At 70.1% G+C, this 19754-nt stretch carries 18 protein-coding genes; 13 read left to right on the top strand and 5 right to left on the bottom strand.

The genetic code is table 11. From position 1 onward, the window contains the following. Positions 1 to 58: 58 nt before the first annotated feature. Positions 59 to 1669 carry a GMC oxidoreductase gene (locus AB0H54_RS15185; RefSeq protein ID WP_357345970.1) on the bottom strand — a complete coding sequence of 537 codons (1611 nt, stop codon included), beginning with the start codon at positions 1667 to 1669 and terminating at the stop codon, positions 59 to 61. 127 nt (positions 1670 to 1796) lie between these two features. Then, complete coding sequence (locus tag AB0H54_RS15180) at positions 1797 to 2567, bottom strand: sulfite exporter TauE/SafE family protein (protein WP_355280959.1); 771 nt, start codon at positions 2565 to 2567, stop codon at positions 1797 to 1799. 273 nt (positions 2568 to 2840) lie between these two features. Here AB0H54_RS15180 and leuA point away from each other — a divergent pair, with 273 nt between their 5' ends. The 3 genes from leuA (at position 2841) to AB0H54_RS15165 (ending at position 7427) form a co-directional block, all read left to right on the top strand. Then, positions 2841 to 4640, top strand: a complete 1800-nt coding sequence (leuA, locus tag AB0H54_RS15175; protein WP_355280961.1) for a 2-isopropylmalate synthase — start codon at positions 2841 to 2843, stop codon at positions 4638 to 4640. Between the two features lie 349 nt (positions 4641 to 4989). Next, the gene (locus AB0H54_RS15170; RefSeq protein ID WP_357345968.1) at positions 4990 to 6615 is read left to right on the top strand and encodes a MinD/ParA family protein; all 1626 of its coding nucleotides are present in this window, start codon (positions 4990 to 4992) and stop codon (positions 6613 to 6615) included. A gap of 26 nt (positions 6616 to 6641) precedes the next feature. Continuing rightward, positions 6642 to 7427, top strand: coding sequence for a DUF6585 family protein (locus AB0H54_RS15165; RefSeq protein WP_357345966.1), 786 nt, complete (start codon positions 6642 to 6644; stop codon positions 7425 to 7427). Here AB0H54_RS15165 and AB0H54_RS15160 read toward each other — a convergent pair. Then, positions 7414 to 8313 (bottom strand): LysR family transcriptional regulator, encoded by a 900-nt coding sequence (locus AB0H54_RS15160; RefSeq protein ID WP_357345964.1) that lies wholly within the window; start codon positions 8311 to 8313, stop codon positions 7414 to 7416. The two genes, AB0H54_RS15165 and AB0H54_RS15160, sit on opposite strands and share 14 nt — an antisense overlap. A 71-nt stretch (positions 8314 to 8384) precedes the next feature. On the opposite strand from AB0H54_RS15160, the gene AB0H54_RS15155 reads away from it, so the two are divergent. The 10 genes from AB0H54_RS15155 (at position 8385) to AB0H54_RS15110 (ending at position 17698) form a co-directional block, all read left to right on the top strand. Next, entirely contained in the window at positions 8385 to 9314 is a 930-nt protein-coding gene (locus AB0H54_RS15155) for an EamA family transporter (protein ID WP_357345962.1), read from the top strand. A 189-nt stretch (positions 9315 to 9503) separates the two neighbouring features. Continuing rightward, positions 9504 to 11255 (top strand): FAD-dependent oxidoreductase, encoded by a 1752-nt coding sequence (locus AB0H54_RS15150; RefSeq protein ID WP_357345960.1) that lies wholly within the window; start codon positions 9504 to 9506, stop codon positions 11253 to 11255. Positions 11256 to 11359: 104 nt separating this feature from the next. Then, positions 11360 to 11977: a hypothetical protein gene (locus AB0H54_RS15145; protein WP_357345958.1), complete on the top strand. Its 618-nt coding sequence runs from the start codon at positions 11360 to 11362 to the stop codon at positions 11975 to 11977. 57 nt (positions 11978 to 12034) lie between these two features. Beyond that, the gene (locus AB0H54_RS15140; protein ID WP_357345957.1) at positions 12035 to 13270 is read left to right on the top strand and encodes a MurT ligase domain-containing protein; all 1236 of its coding nucleotides are present in this window, start codon (positions 12035 to 12037) and stop codon (positions 13268 to 13270) included. Next, entirely contained in the window at positions 13267 to 13983 is a 717-nt protein-coding gene (locus AB0H54_RS15135; protein ID WP_357345955.1) for a glutamine amidotransferase, read from the top strand. The genes AB0H54_RS15140 and AB0H54_RS15135 overlap by 4 nt, the downstream gene beginning before the upstream one ends. 39 nt (positions 13984 to 14022) lie before the next feature. Continuing rightward, positions 14023 to 14490 carry a hypothetical protein gene (locus AB0H54_RS15130; protein WP_357345953.1) on the top strand — a complete coding sequence of 156 codons (468 nt, stop codon included), beginning with the start codon at positions 14023 to 14025 and terminating at the stop codon, positions 14488 to 14490. After that, a complete protein-coding gene (locus AB0H54_RS15125) occupies positions 14487 to 14846 on the top strand; it encodes a hypothetical protein (RefSeq protein WP_355280979.1) in 360 nt (119 codons plus the stop codon). Before AB0H54_RS15130 ends, AB0H54_RS15125 begins: the two co-directional genes overlap by 4 nt. Positions 14847 to 15081: 235 nt before the next feature. Beyond that, entirely contained in the window at positions 15082 to 15867 is a 786-nt protein-coding gene (locus tag AB0H54_RS15120) for an ABC transporter permease subunit (RefSeq protein ID WP_357346602.1), read from the top strand. Next, entirely contained in the window at positions 15864 to 16925 is a 1062-nt protein-coding gene (locus AB0H54_RS15115) for an ABC transporter substrate-binding protein (protein WP_357345951.1), read from the top strand. Before AB0H54_RS15120 ends, AB0H54_RS15115 begins: the two co-directional genes overlap by 4 nt. Next, complete coding sequence (locus AB0H54_RS15110; protein ID WP_357345949.1) at positions 16922 to 17698, top strand: ABC transporter ATP-binding protein; 777 nt, start codon at positions 16922 to 16924, stop codon at positions 17696 to 17698. The genes AB0H54_RS15115 and AB0H54_RS15110 overlap by 4 nt, the downstream gene beginning before the upstream one ends. A gap of 3 nt (positions 17699 to 17701) precedes the next feature. On the opposite strand, the gene AB0H54_RS15105 is transcribed toward AB0H54_RS15110, so the two are convergent. Continuing rightward, the gene (locus AB0H54_RS15105) at positions 17702 to 18586 is read right to left on the bottom strand and encodes a bile acid:sodium symporter family protein (protein WP_355280984.1); all 885 of its coding nucleotides are present in this window, start codon (positions 18584 to 18586) and stop codon (positions 17702 to 17704) included. Positions 18587 to 18689: 103 nt separating this feature from the next. Beyond that, a complete protein-coding gene (locus tag AB0H54_RS15100) occupies positions 18690 to 19754 on the bottom strand; it encodes a putative zinc-binding metallopeptidase (RefSeq protein WP_357345946.1) in 1065 nt (354 codons plus the stop codon).

Here is a 19754-nt window from a genome sequence, read left to right as displayed (position 1 = left end):
AGCGTACGGCCGAATCGGCGCGGATCGGTCACATTGCGCGCGACCGTCCGCGCGAGTGTCAGCGACCGGCGCCGATGACGGCCGCGATATTGCGTTCGGCCAGCGCGGTGATCGTGAGCGAGGGGTTGACCGTGGCGGTGCTGCCGGGGATCGCCGCGCCGTCCATCACGTAGAGACCGGGGTGCCCGTGCACGCGGCCGAACGCGTCGGTCGCCTTGCCGAGCACCGCGCCGCCCAGCGGATGCGCGGTGAACTGGGCGTTCGCGTCGTAGCCGAGCGCGCCGTACTCGGCGACCGCGCCCGCGCGTTCGGCGATCCGGTGATCGACCGCGCGCGCCGCGTCGACGACGGCGTTCTGCGCGCCCGCCGACCAGCTCAGCCCGACACCGCCGCCGTGGTAGCCGAAACGGGCCCTGGTCGAGTCGAGCACCATGCCGAGCGAGGCGAGCGCACCGGTCTCGAACGGAATGCCGGGGATGTACCAGTTCTCCAGCGTCAGCGGGACGCCGGACGCGTCGAAGATGCGGCTCGCGCTCGGCACGCCCTGGCCCTGGCCCGCCACCGCGCTCGCGCCGCGGGCCAGCACCACGTCACCGTTGGTGCCCCAGCCGTCGCCGACGTGCTCGTTGAGGTTGGGCAGCGCGCCGGTGGCCTGGGCCCGGACCAGCAGTTCGGAGGTGCCGACGGAACCGGCGCCGAGGAACAGCTTGTCGCAGGTCAGCGTGCGGGTGCCGAGGTGCTGACCGGTCGGGGCCAGTTTCGTCACGGTGACCACGAACTTGCCGCTCGCCTCCTGGGCGATGGCGTCGACGCGGTGGCCCGGGTACACCTGGGACCTGCCGGTCTCCCTGGCGTAGCGCAGGTAGTTCTGGTTCAGGTCGAACTTGGCGCCGTTGGAATTGCCCAGGTTGGAGCGGGCGGCGGTGGCCGAGGCGCGGGAGTTGCCGGCCAGCTCGCTGCGCAGCACGTCCCAGGTGAAGATCGAGTCGTTGGCCACCGGCTGATAGCCGGCGGCGCGGACCTGGTCGTCCCAGGCGCGCGAGTGCGCGAACGGCGCGGACTGGTAGATGTCGGCGGGCATCGGGTCCAGCCGCAGCATCTCGCGCACCCGCGGGTAGTAGACGCGCTCGAGCTCGCCGTAGTCGACGACGCCGCCGAAGACGTGGTCGAACAGCTTGCGCTCCGGCGCCACCATCGCGCCGGTGAAGATCACCGAGCCGCCGCCGACCGCGGCCGCGCGCCACACGTCGATCCCCGGGTACTCGGTGACATCGAGGACGCCGCCGAACTTGCCGAAGCTCATCGGCACCTTGGTGACGCCGGTGAAGCTGGTGCGGTGCCAGAAGCCGCGGCCGTCGGGCAGGTCGTCGCCGGTGAAGATCTCCCGCCACGGGTCGTTGGGCCAGCGCGAACCGCGCTCGAGCACGGTGTTGGCGATCCCGGCCTGGGCCAGCCGCAGGGCGGTGACGGCGGCACCGAAGCCGGAACCGATGACGATGGCCTCGGTGTGCGCGGGCGCGTCGGGGATGGGCTCGAAGATCTCCGGTACCCAGGTACGGAACATCGCCTCGCGCGGATCGGCCGCGGCGGCCGTGGTCGTCAGCGTCGTCCCCATGGCACCGGCGATCGTCGCCAGTCCCGCCGCCTTGAAGAAGGCACGTCTGTGCACCAGGCCACCTCCCTCATCACGCATGGCCGAGCGCAGGATACCCCGTGTGAAACGCCAATGGTGTTCAACCGAGGGGCCTTTGGTGGTAGTCACAACCACCGGGCGGACCGCATGACGCGGCCCCCGCTCACCCGGACGTCAGCAGCCGGATCACCGCGATCGTGCCGACGACGACGATCACCGCGCGCAGGACGTTCGGCGAGAGCCTGCGGCCCACCTTCGCGCCCAGCTGGCCGCCGATGATCGAACCGACCGCGATCAGCGCGACGGCCTGCCAGTTCACCTCGGCGATCAGGATGAAGATCACCGCCGACACCGCGTTGACGATCAGCGCCAGCACGTTCTTCACCGCGTTGAGCCGCTGGATGTCCTCGTGCACGAACACCCCGAGCAGGCCGAGCAGCAGCACGCCCTGGGCGGCGCCGAAGTAGCCGCCGTAGATGCCGGTGCCGAACACCGCGACCAGCAGGATCGGGCCGCCGTGCGCGGGGGTGGCCGCGTCACCGTCGGCCCTGCGCCGCTTCACCCAGGCCGCCAGCCGGGGCTGCACGACCACCAGGATCAGCGCGGCGATGATCAGCACCGGCACGATCGCCTTGAAGGCCTCCGCGGGCATGACGAGCAGCAGGATCGCGCCGGTGATGCCGCCGAGCAGCGAGGCGGTGCCGAGCTGCAGCAGTCGCGACCGCTGTCCTTCCAGTTCGCGCCGGTAGCCGATCACCCCGCTGACCGAGCCGGGGACCAGACCGATCGTGTTCGACACGTTCGCCGTCACCGGCGGCAAACCGAAGGCAAGCAGGGTGGGGAAGGTGATGAGCGTGCCGGAGCCGACGATCGTGTTGATGCCGCCCGCGGCGATGCCCGCCGCGAGCACGGCCACTTGCTGTAACCAGGTCATCCGAGTTCCTTTGTGACGTCTCGTCGGACGCGATGGTCCGTACAAGCGTGCGATTCGCTGAAAACCGTACCGCTCGCGAACTACCGGCCGGTTTCCCCAGGCCGCTTACCAGCGGGGTAGGGCACGCGGTAAGCTCGAAGGATCATGCAGCGGGCACTTCTTCTCGGCCGCCGCGACGGGTTCTGATACGGACCGGCTCCCGTCGCGGGGTTCCAACGCGCCGGTCGACCCGCTCCCACCAGGGAATCCACTCACATCCACGGAGAAACTTGCATGTCCTCGGCTGACGCATTCGTATCCGCTTCGCGCACCATCACGGCCCCCGGCAAACCCGCACCGGCCGACCAGCCCGCCTGGAACCACCAGAAGAACTCGTCGATGCCGTCGTTCCGGTACCGGCCCTTCGCCGAAGAGGTCGAGCCCATCTCGGTGCCCGACCGCACCTGGCCCGACAAGATCATCGATCGCGCCCCCGCGTGGTGCGCCGTCGACCTGCGTGACGGCAACCAGGCGCTCATCGACCCGATGAGCCCGGCCCGCAAGCGCCGCATGTTCGACCTGCTCGTCCGGATGGGCTACAAGGAGATCGAGGTCGGCTTCCCGGCCGCCAGCCAGACCGATTTCGACTTCGTCCGCGAGATCATCGAGGACGGCGCGATCCCCGCCGACGTCACCATCCAGGTGCTGACCCAGTGCCGCCCCGAGCTGATCGAGCGCACCTTCGAGGCCTGCAACGGCGCGCCGAACGTCATCGTGCACTTCTACAACTCCACCTCGATCCTGCAGCGTCGCGTGGTCTTCCGCGCCGAGCGCGACGCGGTGAAGAAGATCGCCACCGACGCCGCCACCCTGTGCCTGGAGATCGAGCAGCGCTACCCCGACACCGAGTGGCGCTACGAGTACAGCCCGGAGTCCTACACCGGCACCGAGCTGGACTACGCCCGTGAGGTCTGCGACGCGGTCTCGGCGATCATCGCGCCGACCCCGGCCAAGCCGCTGATCATCAACCTGCCCGCGACCGTCGAGATGGCCACCCCGAACGTGTACGCCGACTCGATCGAGTGGATGCACCGCAACCTGGCCCGCCGCGATTCGATCGTGCTGTCGCTGCACCCGCACAACGACCGCGGCACCGCCGTCGCGGCCGCCGAGCTGGGCTACCAGGCCGGCGCCGACCGCATCGAGGGCTGCCTGTTCGGCAACGGCGAGCGCACCGGCAACGTCTGCCTGGTGACGCTGGGCATGAACATGTTCTCCCGCGGCATCGACCCGCAGATCAACTTCTCCGACATCGACGAGGTCCGTCGCACGGTGGAGTACTGCAACCAGCTGGCCGTGGCCGAGCGCCACCCGTACGGCGGCGACCTGGTCTACACCGCCTTCTCCGGCAGCCATCAGGACGCCATCAACAAGGGCCTGGACGCGATGAAGGCCACCGCCGACGCGCAGAACGCCGACGTCGCCGACATCACCTGGGAGGTCCCGTACCTGCCGATCGACCCGAAGGACGTCGGCCGCACCTACGAGGCCGTCATCCGGGTGAACTCGCAGTCCGGCAAGGGCGGCGTCGCCTACATCATGAAGACCGATCACGGCCTGGTGCTGCCGCGCCGGCTGCAGATCGAGTTCTCGCAGGCGATCCAGGCGATCACCGACGGTGAGGGCGGCGAGGTGACGCCCAAGGAGATGTGGGACGTCTTCGCCACCGAGTACCTGAACCCGATCCTGCCGCTGGAGCGGATGCGCCAGAAGGTGACCGCGTCGGAGACCGACGGCGGCGTCGACACCATCGTCGCCACGGTCAAGGTCGACGGCGTCGAGCAGGAGATCACCGGGTCCGGCAACGGCCCGCTGGCCGCGTTCGTCGACGCGATCGCCACCGTCGGCTTCGACGTGCGGGTGCTCGATTACAGCGAGCACGCCATGTCCGCCGGTGACGACGCGCAGGCCGCCGCCTACGTCGAGGTCGCGATCGGCGACAAGGTCGTGTGGGGCGTCGGCATCGCCACCTCGATCACCACCGCGTCGCTGCGAGCCGTCGTCTCGGCGGTCAACCGCGCCGCCGCGCGCTAGTTCGACACCGCGAAGGCCGGGTCCGCGACGCGCGGGCCCGGCCTTCGCCGGTTGTGCACAGGGCCGAAAGGGCTGTGGACAACTCGGGCCCGACCGGTCGGCTTCGGTGCGGATCTACCGGTTGAGCTGCGCGCATGCCGGGCTGGAGCGGTTCTCCGGGCGGCCGCCCCCGGCGCGCGGAAATTAGCACCGTGCTAGCGTTTTGGTGCACATTCAGCGCCGAGCTTCCTGCTCGTTCATCGGGCAAAGTGGGGGAACTGTGACCAACAACGACCATAATCCGACGTCTCCGCCCTGGCTGCAGAGTCCGTCGGCTGAGACGGCCGACGCTGCGTCCGGATCCGCCGGGGTGCAGACGGCCACCGACGACGACCTCGAGCCGACGGCCGCCACCGCCGAGCAGGCCGACGACGCCGCCGAGCCGCAGCCCGCCGAGGCCGCCGCGGCCGAGCCGCACGCCGGGCTCGCCGAGCAGACGGTGTTCCAGCCCGGTGGCTTCGTGCCGGGCCCGTTCGCGCCGAACCAATATCCGGGCGCGCCCGATCCGTACCAGAGCGGTGGCGCGCATCCCGTCGTGAACGGTCCCGAACAGCAGCCGTGGCCCGGTCAGCCCGGGCCGGGCACCGAACAGCCGTGGCCCGGTCAGCCGGTGCCCGGCGCCGAGCAGCCGTGGCCCGGTCCGCAGGCCACCGGTGAGCAGCCGTACCCCGGCGCTCCCGGGCCGTACCCGGGCGCGCCCGAGCAGCCGCAGTTTCCCGGCCAGGAGCAGCAACCGCCGCAGGGCCAGCAGTCCGAACCCATCTACAGCTGGGCGCCCCCGCCGCCGCCGATGTACCAGCCGCCGATGCCGGGTGGCATGCCGCCCGGTCAGGTGCCCGGCCAGCCGGGTCCGCTCGGCCCGCCGCCCGGACAGCCGCAGTGGCAGGGCGGACCGGCGCAGCAGCATCAGCCGTTCCAGCCGCAGCACGTGCCCGCACCCGGTCAGCCGGGCCATTCGGTCAACGACCTGAACCTGCTCAAGCGGGCCCGCAAGGCGCCGCGCAGCGGATGGCGCCGCGCTGTGCACAAGGCCTCCGGCGGCATGATCAACCCGGGTGAGTCGGCGGCCGACGTCGTCCATCGCGACCTCGCCGAGCGGGTCAACCAGCCGGTCCGCGGTGACTACCGGATCGCGATCCTCTCGCTCAAGGGTGGCGTCGGCAAGACCACCACCACGGTCGGTCTCGGTTCCACCTTCGCCTCGCAGCGCGGTGACCGCGTCATCGCGATCGACGCCAACCCCGACCTGGGCACCCTCGCCCACCGGGTGCCGCGCCAGACCCGCTCGACGGTGCGCAACCTGCTCGAAGACCAGAACATCACCCGCTACTCCGACGTGCGCGCGCACACCTCGCAGGCCCCGAGCCGGCTGGAAGTACTCGCCTCCGAGCAGGACCCGGCCGTGTCGGAGGCCTTCAGCGAGGCCGATTACCGCAAGGCGATCGGCATCCTGCAGTCGTTCTACAACATCATCCTGACCGACTGCGGCACCGGTCTGATGCACTCGGCGATGTCGGGCGTGCTCGACATGGCGAGCTCGCTGGTGCTGGTCACCTCACCCGCGATCGACGGTGCGCGCAGCGCGTCGGCGACGCTGGACTGGCTCGACCACCACGGCTACAGCAAGCTCGTCGAGCGGACCGTCGTCGTCGTGAACGCCTCGCGCCGCGGCGCGTCGACGGTCGACCTGGACCAGCTGCGCAAGCTGTTCCTCGACCGCACCCGCGCCGTGCAGATCGTGCCGTTCGACGATCACCTGGCCGAGGGCGCCGAGATCGACCTCGAGCTGGTCAGCAAGCCGACCAGGCGGGCGCTGCTCGAACTGGCCGCCATGGTCGCCGACGATTTCGGCTACCACGGGCAGCAGCAGAGCCAGCAGTTCCCGCCGCCGGGGCAGTCCTACCAGGGCCAGCAGTACCAGCCGGGGCAGTACTGACGTAGCCGAATCAACTGGGGGGGAACGTGTCCGAGGTCGATGCCGCGCGCCATATCGCGGGTGTGGCGGCCGGAGCCGGGCTGGGTCAGCACCGGGCGGCGTACGCACCCACGGTGATGGCGTGGAGCCGGATTCGCGTGATCGGCGTCGTGGCGGGTGTCGCGCTCGCGGTCACCGCCCTGGCCTTCGTCATCGAGCAGGCCGGGATCGCCTGGATCACCGGGCTGACCGCGCTCGGCGCCGTCTTCGCGTTCGTCCTGAGCACGGCACAGGCGTGGTGGCACGAGCGGGAGACCGCGGGTAACCGGCTCGCCGTCTACGACCACGGCCTGGTCGCGGTGCTGGGCGGGCACATCAGTGTCGCGCGGTTCGATTCGACGACGGTGCTGCGGAAGATCGCCCGCACGCGTGCCGACGGCGGGCCGGTCAGCGCCGTCGCCACCTACACGCTGACCGATCTCGCCGGTCGGCACTTCGTGCTCGACAGTTCGTTCACCGACGCCGAGCAGTGGGGCGACTGGATCCAGCGGGCCGTCACGGCGGCTCAGCTGCCGCGGGCGCTCGCGGCCCTCCACGCCGGACACCGCCTCGATTTCGGCCACATCTGGCTGACCGGCACCGAGATCGGCACGCGCACCAAGAGCGTGCCGTGGCACCAGGTCCAGGGCCTGCGGACGGACTCCGGCTGTGCCGAGATCGCCGTCGAGGGCAGATGGTTCGAGCTGAACTCGACCGCGATCGCCGACATCCCCAACGTCATGGTCCTGCGCGCGCTGGTCGAGCGGCTGTGCGCGCCGGTCAGCGCGCGCTGACGTCGCGGGCCGCGGCCTCGAAGGCGTCGAGCACCGCGGCGATGGCGGGGCGCCGGTGCGCCTGCGGCCGGGTGAGGAGTTCGTACACCCGCGCCGCGCGCACGCCGGCCAGCCGCAGCACCGACAGCCCGGGATGCGCGACCGCGAAGCGCGGCATCAGCGCGACACCGTAACCCGAGGCCACCAGCGTTTCGATCACCCGGAACTCGTTGAGCCGCTGCGCGATCCGCGGTCGCACCCCGGTGATGGTGGCGATCGATTCGAGCACGTCGTCGACGGGGAATCCGCCGCGCACGCTCACCCACACCTCGTCGGCCAGCTCCTCCGGGCGGACCGCGGGTCTGCCCGCCAGCGGGTGCGTCGCCGCGACCACGACGTCGATCGGTTCCCGCATCAGTACCCGCGCCGAGAGCCGGGGACCGGCGGGCGATGGCGCGCGTTCGTCGCGATGGGTGAGCACGATGTCGTAGTCGGCCAGCAGCTTGGGCGCCTCCGACGGCGGCAGGTCCTCGTCGCCCGCGACGAGCTGCACGCCGCTGCCGGACAGCGCGGTGAGCACCGGCGGCAGCAGCAGCGCGGCGCCGGACGGGAACGACGCCACCCTGACCTGCCCGCGCGGCGAGCCGCGGTAGTGCGCCATCTCGGCGGTCGCCCGCTCCATCGCGGCGAGCACGTCGTCGGCCCGCAGCACCAGCGCCTGTCCGGCGTCGGTGAGCCGCACCCGGCGCCCGTCCGGCTCGAGCAACGCGACGCCGGCTTCCCTGGCGAGCACCTTCAGTTGCTGGGAGACCGCCGACGGCGTCATCGACAGCGCCTCGGCGACGGCGGCGACCGTGCCGCGATCGGCCAGCTCGCGCAGAATCCGCAGTCGGTCGATGGAAAACATGAAGTAAATCTACTTTATTGATCCACTTTTATTCGATTGTCCTGATGCTTCGCCAACCGCACGATTAGGGCGTGACCACCCGCGACCGCCTGCTCGGACTGACCGTCGTCGTGCTCTGGGGCATGAACTTCCTGGCCATCCGGATCGGCCTCGACCACTTCCCGCCGTTCTTCTTCGCCGCGCTGCGGTTCGCCGTGATCGCGATTCCCGTGCTCGTCTTCATTCCGCGTCCCGCCGTGCGTACCCGCTGGCTGCTGCTCTACGGCACCGGGTTCGGCATCCTGCAGTTCGCCTTCCTGTTCACCGCGATGCGCACCGGCATGCCCACCGGCCTCGCCTCGCTGGTGCTCCAGTCGTCCGCGCCGTTCACGGTGGTACTCGGCGCCGTTCTGCTGCGCGAGCGGCTGCGGCCGGTGCAGGTCGCGGGCCTGGCGGTCGCCGTGCTCGGCATGGTCGTCATCGGCGCCGATCGGCTGGCCGATGCCACGCTGCTCCCGGTCCTGCTGACGCTGGCAGGTGGCCTGGGGTGGGCGTTCGGCAATATCGGCGCGCGCCAGGCGGGCGCCGACTCCCCCGGCTTCGATCCGCTGCATCTGACGCTGTGGATGTCGGTGATCCCGCCGCTCCCGCTGCTGGCGCTGTCGCTGGCTGTCGAGGGGCCTGACACCGGTTTCCGCGCGCTCGGCGCGGCGGTCTCGTCCACCGCCGGGCTCCCCGCGCTGGCCGCGCTCGCCTATATCGCCCTGCTCGCGACGGTGTGCGGATCGGGCCTGTGGACGTATCTGATGAGCCGCTATCCGGCGGGCACGGTGGCGCCGTTGTCGCTGCTCGTGCCGGTCGTCGGGATCGCCGCGGCCTGGGTGGCCCTGGACGAGCGGCCGTCGGTGGCCTCGCTCGTCGGCGGCACGATCGTGATCGCCGGCGCCTTCGCCGCGACGACCACCCGGCAGCCGCGACCGCAACCGGACCCGGTGCCCGACCGCGGCCTGGTGCAGGTCTAACGTCCAATTCAGCGCACAATCGCGAAGGCTCTGGCTAGCATGTGACCGATCGCGCGATGCGTTTTCCGCGCGACCGGTCGGTTTCGAGCTCGGGCGAACGACGTGCAGGTCGCAACAGCCAGGTCTTCGCCGCGCTCTAGAGTGGTAGCAAATCGCAGGCAATACTCGAGCAAGGCAGCTGAACAGCATATGGCGCAACGGTGGCCCGTCTCGCGGAGGACTTTTCTCCGCGGCGCAGTCGCAGCTGGGGTGGTATCGGCAGGAGCCGTGGCGGGCGCGCCGGGTGTCGCGCTGGGCGCGCCTCCCGGCCGCCGGGTCGCGGTCCTCGGCGGCGGCGTCGCCGGGCTGACGGCCGCGCACGAGCTGGCCGAACGCGGTTTCGAGGTGACCGTCTACGAGGCCAGGGCCTTCGGCGGCAAGGCGCGCAGCGTGCCGGTCCCCGGCACCGGCCGCGACGGCAGGCCCGATCTGCCCGGTGAGCACGGCTTCCGCTTCTTTCCGGGCTTCTATCAGAACCTGCCCGACACCATGCGCCGGATTCCCGTCGCGGGCAATGCCGACGGCGTGTGGAGCAACCTGCTCACCGTGCCCGAGGCCAGGTTCTCCCGCCGCGACACCGACGACATGCTGCTCGCCCTGCCCGACGGCTTCACCAACCCGAACACCCACCCGGACGCGATCAGGGAGACCCTGGCCGCCACCCTGTCGACGATGACGAAGATGCCGCCCGCGGAGGTCGGCTACTTCGCCAACCGGCTGCTGGTGTTCAACAGCAGTTGCGAGGCCCGCCGCTTCGGCCAGTGGGAGCACACCTCCTGGTATGACTTCGTGCACGGGCACGAGCGCTCACACGAATTCCGCGCGATCGTGTCGCGTTCGCTCACCAGCATCATGGTCGCGGCCAAGGAGAATCTGGCCAGCACCCGCACCATCGGCAGCATGGGCGAGCAGTTCCTCGGCAATCCGCTCGGCCTGGGCAACGACGGCGGCCTGGACCGGGTGCTGAACAACGCCACCAACATCGCCTGGATCGACCCGTGGGTGCAGCACCTGCGCGGACTCGGCGTGCGCTTCGAACTCGGCGCGCGCGTCGAGGAACTCGTGGTGCGAGACAGGCGCATCGGCGCCGCGCGGATCACCGACGCCACCGGCGCCCGCACCGTCGAAGCGGACTATTTCGTCACCGCGCTGCCGGTCGAGCAGGCACGCAAACTCTGGTCGCCGCAGGTGCTCGAACTCGCGCCGGAACTGGCCGCGACGGATCGGCTGTTCGTCGACTGGATGAACGGCATCCAGATCTATTTCCGTTCCCCGCTGCATATTTCGCGTGGGCACACGGCGTTCGTCGATTCCCCGTGGTCGCTCACCTCGATCAGCCAGAACCAGCTGTGGACGCACAAGCTGAATTCGTTCGGCGACGGCTCGGTGGCCGACTGTCTCTCGGTCGACATCTCCGATTGGAATACGCCGGGCATCCTGTACGGCAAGCCCGCCGTGGAATGCACGCACGAGGAGATCTTCCGCGAGGTCTGGGCCCAGCTCGCCGCGCACCTCAACGATCGCGAACAACTGCTCCGCCCGGCCGACGTCCATTCCTGGTTTCTCGATCCGGGGATCACCTGGCAGGGCAGCCGGAACGCGAATGCCGATCCGTTGCTCATCAATACCGCGGGCTCGTGGGACGCGCGGCCGGAAGCGCACGGATCGATCGAGAATCTGTTCCTGGCAGGCGATTACGTGCGCACCGATGTCGACCTGGCGACGATGGAAGGGGCCAACGAATCGGCGCGCGCCGCGGTCAACGCACTGCTCGACGTCGCGGGCTCATCGGCCCAGCGCTGCCGCACTTTCCGGCTGCGCCGCACGCCCGAACTCGAGCCGCTGCGGGTGATCGACGCCGATCGCTACGCTCGGGGATTACCCAATATGTTCGACGAATGATTGTGAACTGTTGGAACGCCCAGAACGCGCGTTGCGTCCGGGTCGGGTTCAGCCGACAATAACGACCGTCTGTTCGAATCTCGGTGTTAGCGGGGGGATTTCTGGTGAATCTGCGCGTGCTCGGCTCGATCGCGATAGCGGCGGCGGTGGTGTCCGGGTGCGGTCCGGTCGGCCCGCCCGAGATCGAATTCGGCGCGGCGGCCCCGGCCGCCGTGCCCATCACGGTGACGCTACCCGCCACCGTCGACAATTGGCCCGACGCCTGCGCCGTTCTCACCGACGCCGAGATCACCGCGATCCTGCCGCAGGCCACCAACCTCAAACGCGCGCCGCAGACCGTGCAGCTGCTCGACGAATCGGTGCGCAATATCGCCCAGGGCGGGTGTCAGTTCACCTTCGACCTGCCGGATCTGCCCGCGTCCTCGGGCAACGCCAAGATCACCGTCACGTTCTCCTCGGTCGGCGAGGAATCCGCCGTCGCCGCCTACTACGCCGATATGAAGCGCTTCACCGGTGACCCGGTGGCTCCGGAGTGGGGCGCCACCGAATGCACCTACGGCAAGATCATCGAATCCACCGTGGCCTGTCATCGGGGGAATTTCGCGTTCGCGGTCAGCGGCGACTCCTCGGTCGGCGGCCTGGACAGCCCCGCGCACTTCCAGATCTGGCGCGACGAGGTCACCGCCGAGATCGTGCGAACCCTCGTCGCACGGATGGGCTGACGCACCTCACACCGCTCCCGCACGCGGCCCGCGACTGCGCGCACATAGACTCGCGGCGTGGCAGACATCTCGGTGCGTGGGCGCCTGGCTTTGCGAGCGGCGGCGGCAGCGTCGTGGGCTTCGCAGAAGGCGGGTCGCGGCAAGGGTTCGATGATCGGCGGCCTGATCGCGCTGAAGATCGATCCGACGATCATGACGCAGCTCGGTCGCGGCAGGCGGACAGTGCTGATCACCGGCACCAACGGCAAGTCGACCACCACCAGGATGACCACCGCCGCGCTCGGCACCCTCGGCCAGGTCGCCACCCAGGCCGACGGCGCCAATATGGACGCGGGCATCGTCGCCGCGCTGAGCGTGCACCAGGGGGTGCCGCTGGCCGCGATCGAGGTCGACGAGCTGCATCTGCCGCACGTCAGCGACGCGCTCGACCCGGCCGCCGTCGTACTGCTGAACCTGAGCCGCGACCAGCTCGACCGGGTCGGCGAGATCAACATGATCGAGCGCAAGCTGCGCGCCGGACTGGCGCGGCATCCCGGCACCGTCGTCATCGCCAACTGCGACGACGTGCTGGTGGCCTCCATCGCCTACGACCACCCCAACGTGGTGTGGGTATCGGCGGGCAGCGGCTGGGCCGTCGACGCGACGAGTTGTCCGCGCAGCGGCGAGCCGATCGTCTGGGAGGGCGAGAACTGGCGCTCGACCGGCGCCGATTTCCATCGTCCGCAACCGGATTGGTGGCTCGAGGGCGACGACCTGTGCGGCCCCGACGGTTTCCGCGCGCCGCTGCACCTGGCGCTGCCCGGCCGCGCGAACCGCGGCAACGCGGCGCAGGCCGTCGCCGCGGCGGTCGCGATGGGCGCCGAGCCCGCCAAGGCGACCGACGCGACCGGCACCGTGCGCGAGATCGCGGGCCGCTACCGCACCGTCACCGTGGGCGAGCACGACGCGCGGCTGCTGCTCGCCAAGAACCCGGCGGGCTGGCAGGAGGCGCTGTCGATGATCGAGCCGACCTCGGCCGGTCTGGTGATCGCGGTGAACGGGCAGGTGCCCGACGGTGAGGATCTGTCCTGGCTCTGGGACGTGCGGTTCGAGCACTTCGAGGGCGTGCAGGTGGTGGCCGCCGGTGAGCGCGCCACCGACCTGGCCGTGCGCCTGACCTACGCGGGCGTCGAGCACACCCTGATCCCCGACCCGCTGCGCGCCATCGCCTCCTGCCCGGCCGGGCACGTCGAGGTGCTGGCCAACTACACCGCGTTCCGCGATCTGAACCGTGACCTGGAGGCGCGCGCATGAGTGAGTCGACCATTCGCATCGGCCTCGTCCTGCCCGACGTGATGGGCACCTACGGCGACGGCGGCAACGCGCTGGTGCTGCGCCAGCGGCTGCGCATGCGCGGCTACGACGCCGAGATCATCGACATCACCCTGGCCGACCCGGTGCCGGACTCGTTCGACATCTACACCCTCGGCGGCGCCGAGGACTCGGCCCAGCGCCTGGCCACCCGGCACCTGCGGCAGTACCCCGGCCTCCAGCAGGCCGCCGCCAAGGGCGCCCCGGTGCTCGCGATCTGCGCCGCCATCCAGGTGCTCGGCAACTGGTACGAGACCTCGGCGGGCGAGAAGGTCGACGGCGTCAGCCTGTTCGACGTCACCACCTCCCCCCAGGAAACCCGCGCCATCGGCGAGGTGACCACCACCCCCGTCCTGGACGGCCTGTCCGCCCCGCTGACCGGCTTCGAGAACCACCGTGGCGGCACCCTCCTCGGCCCCGATGCCGCCCCGCTCGCCAAGGTCACCCGCGGTGTCGGCAACGGCGTCGGCGACGGCACCGAAGGCGTCGTCCAGGGTTCGGTCATCGGCACCTACCTGCACGGCCCCGCCCTGGCCCGCAACCCCGAACTCGCCGACCTCCTCATCGCCCGAGCCCTCGGCATCTCCCCCACCGACCTCGCCCCCCTCGACCTCCCCGAGGTCGACCGTCTCCGCCGCGAACGCCTCCGCGCCTGATCACGGGGTTATCTGAACTAGTTCTGATAACCTGGGCGCATGAGCGCGACAGCCACGTGGTCCGAGTTCCTGCGCGACCCGAACCGGATCATCGAGGAGATGGAGGCGAACGGGGACGTGATCCTCGTTCGCCGCTCGGCTCCGCCGGTCCGGCTGTCGAGTGCCGATGCCGAGGCGGCGGCGTCCGACGCGCTCGGCGTCCTGATGCAGTTGCTGACTGTCGCCATGGACGACGAGGTGCTGGAACGCATGGTGGCGCGCCTGGCTGTCGTCTTCCCCTGGCTGGAACTACTACCCGAGCCCGCTCGGATCGAATTCGTCGGCGAGTTCCTCGCCATCGCGCGCGGTGGGATCTCGGTCGGCCGGGTGGACCGGCTCAGCACCACTCTCGAATCGTGGAAGGAAACGGCGCGCGCGTACGCCGACCCGGCGCTCAACGTCGACGGTTCCGACCTGCACTACCTGGACGACCCTGAAGCAGTACCTGCTCCAGGGGCCGGGGAGTGAGCCGCCGCTCGGAGGTACCGCGGCCACTGAAACGGGCCGAGTTCGAGATCGTCTTCATCACCAGCCAGGCCCAGAAAGGCTGGACCGACTGCTTGGCAGCGGCGCGCAATGCCATCGTCGACGCCTGGGACCAGCTCACCCGCGAGCCCGAAACCGTCTCGGCCCGGCTCTACCCGCTCAAGGCCGATCTCCGCTACGGCCGATACCAGGGCCGCACGTTCGAGCGGTTCCAGTACAAGTTCACCGACGGCGGGCGGCTCTGGTACTTCGTCGACCACGCGCCCAAGGGCAGCCGCACGGCGGGTCGGGTACTGCTCGAGCGCTGTATGCCCGGCCATCCGAAGGAAACCGACTGAGCGCTGGGCCAGGCGACCGACCCGACTTCGGCTCAGCTCGACTTTTACCCTCCCGGAGCCGCTACCTGCGCCGATAGCGTCAGACCCCGCATGTGTCGCCGAATCCACCGCCGACACCCCGGTGGGAGGAGTCGGCGTGACCGAAGTGGCGGAGGCGACGGAGGAGCGGGCGGTCGGGCCCGCGACCGCGCCGTCGGCCGGATCGCGGCCGCGTCGCGGGCGGGGGCGGCGGGCGCTGGCCGCGGTGGTCGCGGTCGGCCTCGTGCTGACGGGGTGGACCGTGGTGACGGCGGCGGGGCTGGTTGATCCGCTGTATCTGCCGTCGCCGCGGGCGGTGTGGGACGCGTTCGTGCGGGCCAATACCCGGCATCGGATCGCCGACGGGGTGGATCGGGTCGTCATCGGGGAGCAGGGGTATTTCCTCTGGGAGCATCTGCTGGCGAGTCTGCAGCGGATCGCGGTCGGGGTCGGGGCGGCGATTCTGGTCGGGCCGCTGGTGGGGTTCGTGATGGGGATGGTCGCGCCGGTGCGCTGGGTGGCCGAACCGGTGCTGAACTTCCTGCGCGCGCTGCCGCCGCTGGGCTACATCGGTCTGCTGATCGTGTGGTTCGGCATCGGTGACACCTCCAAGATCTGGCTGCTGTTCCTGGCCGCGTTCCCGCCGATCGTCATCGCCACCCTCGACGGCGTGCTCGGCGTCAAGCGGGACTACCTGAACGCCGCGCGCTCACTCGGCGCCGGCCGCGCCCAGGTGGTCGCGCTCGTCGTGCTGCCCGCGACGCTGCCGACGGTCATCAGCGGCATCCGCATCGCGACCGCGTTCGCCTGGACCACGGTCGTCGCCGCCGAACTCAACAACGGCATCCCCGGCATCGGCGGCCTCGCGTATATCGCGGGCACGCAACTGAATACGCCCCTCACCATCGCCTGCATCATCGTGATCGGCGTGGCGGCCATGCTGCTCGACGCGGCGATCGTCTTCATCGGCACCAAGGCCGTCCCCTGGAAAGGCAAAGTATGAAATCCGCACTGCGCGAGGTCGTCGCGACCTCGGTCGCGCTGTCCGCTGTCGTCGCCGTCACCGCGGGCTGCGTGGAATCCGGTCGCGTGGACACGAGTTCGGCCGCGGCGAGCTGCCCGTTCGCCGCCGACACCGGTGTCACCAGCACGGTCCGCCTCGGGTTCCAGGCCATCCCCAATGCCGATCTGCTGGTGAAGGACCGGAATCTGCTGCAGGCGTGCCTGCCGAACGCGAAGATCACCTGGAGCCAGTTCGCCTCCGGCGCCGACGTGGTGCAGGCCTTCGGCGCGGGCAGCCTCGACATCGGCACGCTCGGTTCCAGCCCGGCGACGAAGGCGCTGTCGGCGCCGTTGAACCTGCCGGTGCAGGTGGTGTGGATCCACGATGTGATCGGCACGTCGGAATCGCTGGTGGTGAAGGACAAGTCGATCACGGCACCGGCCGGGCTGCGCGGCAAGAAGGTGGCCACGCCGTTCGGCAGCACCTCGCACTACAGCCTGCTCGCCGCGCTCGACAAGGCCGGGCTCACCGGCCAGGTGGAGCTGATCAACCTGCAGCCCGACGCGATTCCCGGTGCGTGGCAGGGCAATCAGATCGACGCGGCCTGGGTGTGGGACCCGACCCTGTCCAAGCTGACGGCGGCGGGCGGCACAGTGCTCACCAGCAGCGCCGAGACCGCCGCCGCGGGCGCGCCGACCTACGACGTGGCGCTCGCGAGCCGCGAGTTCCTGGCCGACAACGCCGCCTTCGCCAAGACCTGGGCGAAGGCGCAGGACTACGCGGTGGGCCTGCTGCGGACCCAGCCCGCCGAGGCCGCCGTCTCCCTCGGCGCGCAGCTGGGTATCGCGCCCGACCAGGTCGTCCCCCAGCTGACGGGCTATCAGTACCTGCCCGCCGCCGAGCAGGCCGGACCGCGCTACCTGGGCGGCGGATTCGCCGACGATCTCACCGGCACCGCGCGATTCCTGCTGAGCCAGGGCGGCATCGCCGCGGTCGGCAGCGAGCAGCAGTACCGCGACGGCATCTCGGCGACGGCCGCGGCGGGCGCGTCCTCGTGACCGCCGAACGGGTGACGATGACCGGGGTGAGCAAGCGCTACCCCGATCCCGAGGGTGACGTCGAGGTGCTCGCGCCCATCGACCTCACCATCGAGCCCGGCGAATTCGTCTGTGTCGTCGGCCCGTCCGGCTGCGGCAAATCGACGCTGCTGAACATCCTGGCGGGCTTCCTCCCGCCCAGCGGGGGCGAGGTCCGGGTCGGCGGCCGGGTGGTCGACAGCCCCGACCCCGATCGCGGGGTGGTGTTCCAGCAGGCCACGCTGTACCCCTGGCTGTCGGTGCGCGGCAATGTCGAGTTCGGCCCGAAAGTCCGTGGGGTGGACAGGAAGACGCGCCGCGCGCAGGCCGACCGGCTGCTCGAGCTGGTCGGCCTGGAACAGCTCGCCGAGCGCAAGCCCTACGAGCTGTCCGGCGGTCAGCAGCAGCGCGCCCAGATCGCCCGGGTGCTGGTGAACGATCCGGGCATCGTGCTGATGGACGAGCCGTTCGGCGCCCTCGACGCGCTCACCAGGGAACGCCTGCAACGCGAGCTGCGCACCCTCTGGCGCGACCGCCGCAAGACCGTCCTGTTCGTCACCCACGGCATCGAGGAAGCCGTGCTGCTCGGCACCCGCGTCCTGGTGATGGGCGCGGGTCCCGGCCGCGTGGTCCACGACGTGACGCCCACCTTCAAGGACGACGTCGGCCCCGACTTCGCCGATATCCGCGCGCACCCGGAATTCGGCGCGCTCCGTGACGAACTCGCCCGCCACATCTACGCGGCGCACGCCTGAGCCTCACTCGGCCGCGGCCACCGCGGTCCTGGTCCGGCGGCGGGTGATCAGGAACCCGAAGACGGCGGCGGTCGGGAACATCAGGATGCCGTAGATCGCGGCGGGCACCGCCATCTCGGTGCTGTCCAGGACGCTCAGCGCGATGGTGATGGCGATCGTGCTGTTGTGCACGCCGACCTCCATCGAGCAGGCGATGGACTGGCGGCCCGTCGCGCCGAGCAGTCGCGGCACGAAGAACCCGATGGTCAGGCTGATCACGCAGAACAGCACGGCGATCGCGCCGATCTTCGGGAAGTGGGTGGAGAAGTCCTCGGATTCGGCGGTCAGCGAACCGACGATCACCAGCAACAGGATGACGGCCGAGCCGATCCGCACCGGGCGGTCCATCCGCTCGGCGAACGCGGGCGCCCAGCGGCGCACCAGCATGCCGATGCCCACCGGGACGAGCACGATGGCGAACACCTGGACCACCTTGCCGAATTGCAGGCCGACCGAGTCGCCGCTGCCCGCCGGGTCGAAGTAGTCGATCGCGAAGTTGGTCACCAGCGGGACGGTGGCGACGGCGATGACGGAGTTGACCGCGGTCAGCGACACGTTGAGCGCGACGTCACCGCGGAACAGATGACTGAACAGGTTCGCCGTCGTCCCGCCCGGCGACGCGGCGAGCAGCATCATGCCGACCGCGAGGATCGGCTCCAGATCGAAGAGCAGCACCAGGCCGAACGCGATGACCGGCAGCGCGATCAGCTGACAGGCCAGGGCGATGGCGACCACCCGCGGGCTCTTCGCGATCCGGGTGAAGTCGGCGGTGGTGAGCGACAGGCCGAGGCCGAACATGACCACGGCCAGGGCCAGCGGCAATCCGACGGATATCAGCGGTGAGTTCATAGCCATCCTCATCGAGCACCGAGTTTGAGACTCGCTAGTCTCAAACCGAGAGGGTAGTCAGCTGTGACCCGGATCGCAGCGAAAACGGGCAAATCGCCTAACGCTAGGCGACGACCTGGGACGCGGCGGAGTCACTGCGCTCACACAGCTCGTGGACGAAGCGCATCTTCTCCAGGACATGATCGGGCAGCACGAACGGATAGAGGTCGTCGTGTCCCATCGACCGGTTGACCATGTTCAGCGACCAGGCCAGCGGCAGCCACAGTTCGATGATCTTGTCGAAACCGGCGCGCCCGACCTGCGGACGATCGAGGGTGGCGCCGGCCGGGGCGAAGCCGAAGGCGGCGGCGGTGTCGAGGGTGTCGCGGATGTGCAGATAGTGCGCGAAGGTCTCGGCCCAGTCCTCCGCGGCGTGCATGGTCGCGTAGGAGGAGACGTAGTCGCTCTCCCAGCCGGGCGGGGCGCCGTGCGAGTAGTGCCGGTTCAGCGCGTCCTGGTAGTCGGCGTACGGGTCGCCGAACAGGTCCCGGAACCGGTGCAGCGCTTCGTCGTCGGCGACCAGCACGGTGAAATAGTAGTGCCCGATCTCGTGCCGGAAATGGCCGAGCAGGGTGCGGTACGGCTCGGCCATCTCGATCCGCAGCTGTTCGCGGTGCGGGTCGTTCGCCTCGGCCAGATCGAGGGTGACGACCCCGTCGATGTGCCCGGTCAGCACGCCGTCGGTGCGGCTGGAGAGCAGGTCGAAGGCCAGGCCGTGGGTGGGATCGGCGTCGCGGCCGACGATCGGCAGACCCAGCTCGACCAGTTCGAAGATCAGGCGGCGCTTGGCCGCCTCGGCCTCGGCGAACGCCGCCAAGCCGTCGGCGTCGGCGTCGTTGGGCCTGGTCCTGGTGAGCGCGCACGACGCGCACAGCATCGGTCCCGCGCTGCGGTCGGTCGTGGAGACCAGCCAGTTGCACTGCGCCACATGCAGGTTGTCGCACAGCCGGAACCGGTCACCGTCGACGACGCCGCCCGCGTGATCGATCGCCGCGTCACCGGGCGGATCGCCGATCACCACCAGCGCGCGCTCCCGCAGGCTGAAGCCGAGCGGGCTCGAGCACGACAGGCAGACCGAGTTCTCGAAGGCCAGCTGCTGCCCACAGTTCGGGCAGACGAAATCACGCAA

This window comes from Nocardia sp. NPDC050718 (genome assembly GCF_040654235.1).
Lineage (GTDB): Bacteria > Actinomycetota > Actinomycetes > Mycobacteriales > Mycobacteriaceae > Nocardia.
The sequence above is the reverse complement of the archived record's forward strand: the minus strand, read 5'-3'. Positions and strand labels throughout refer to the sequence as shown.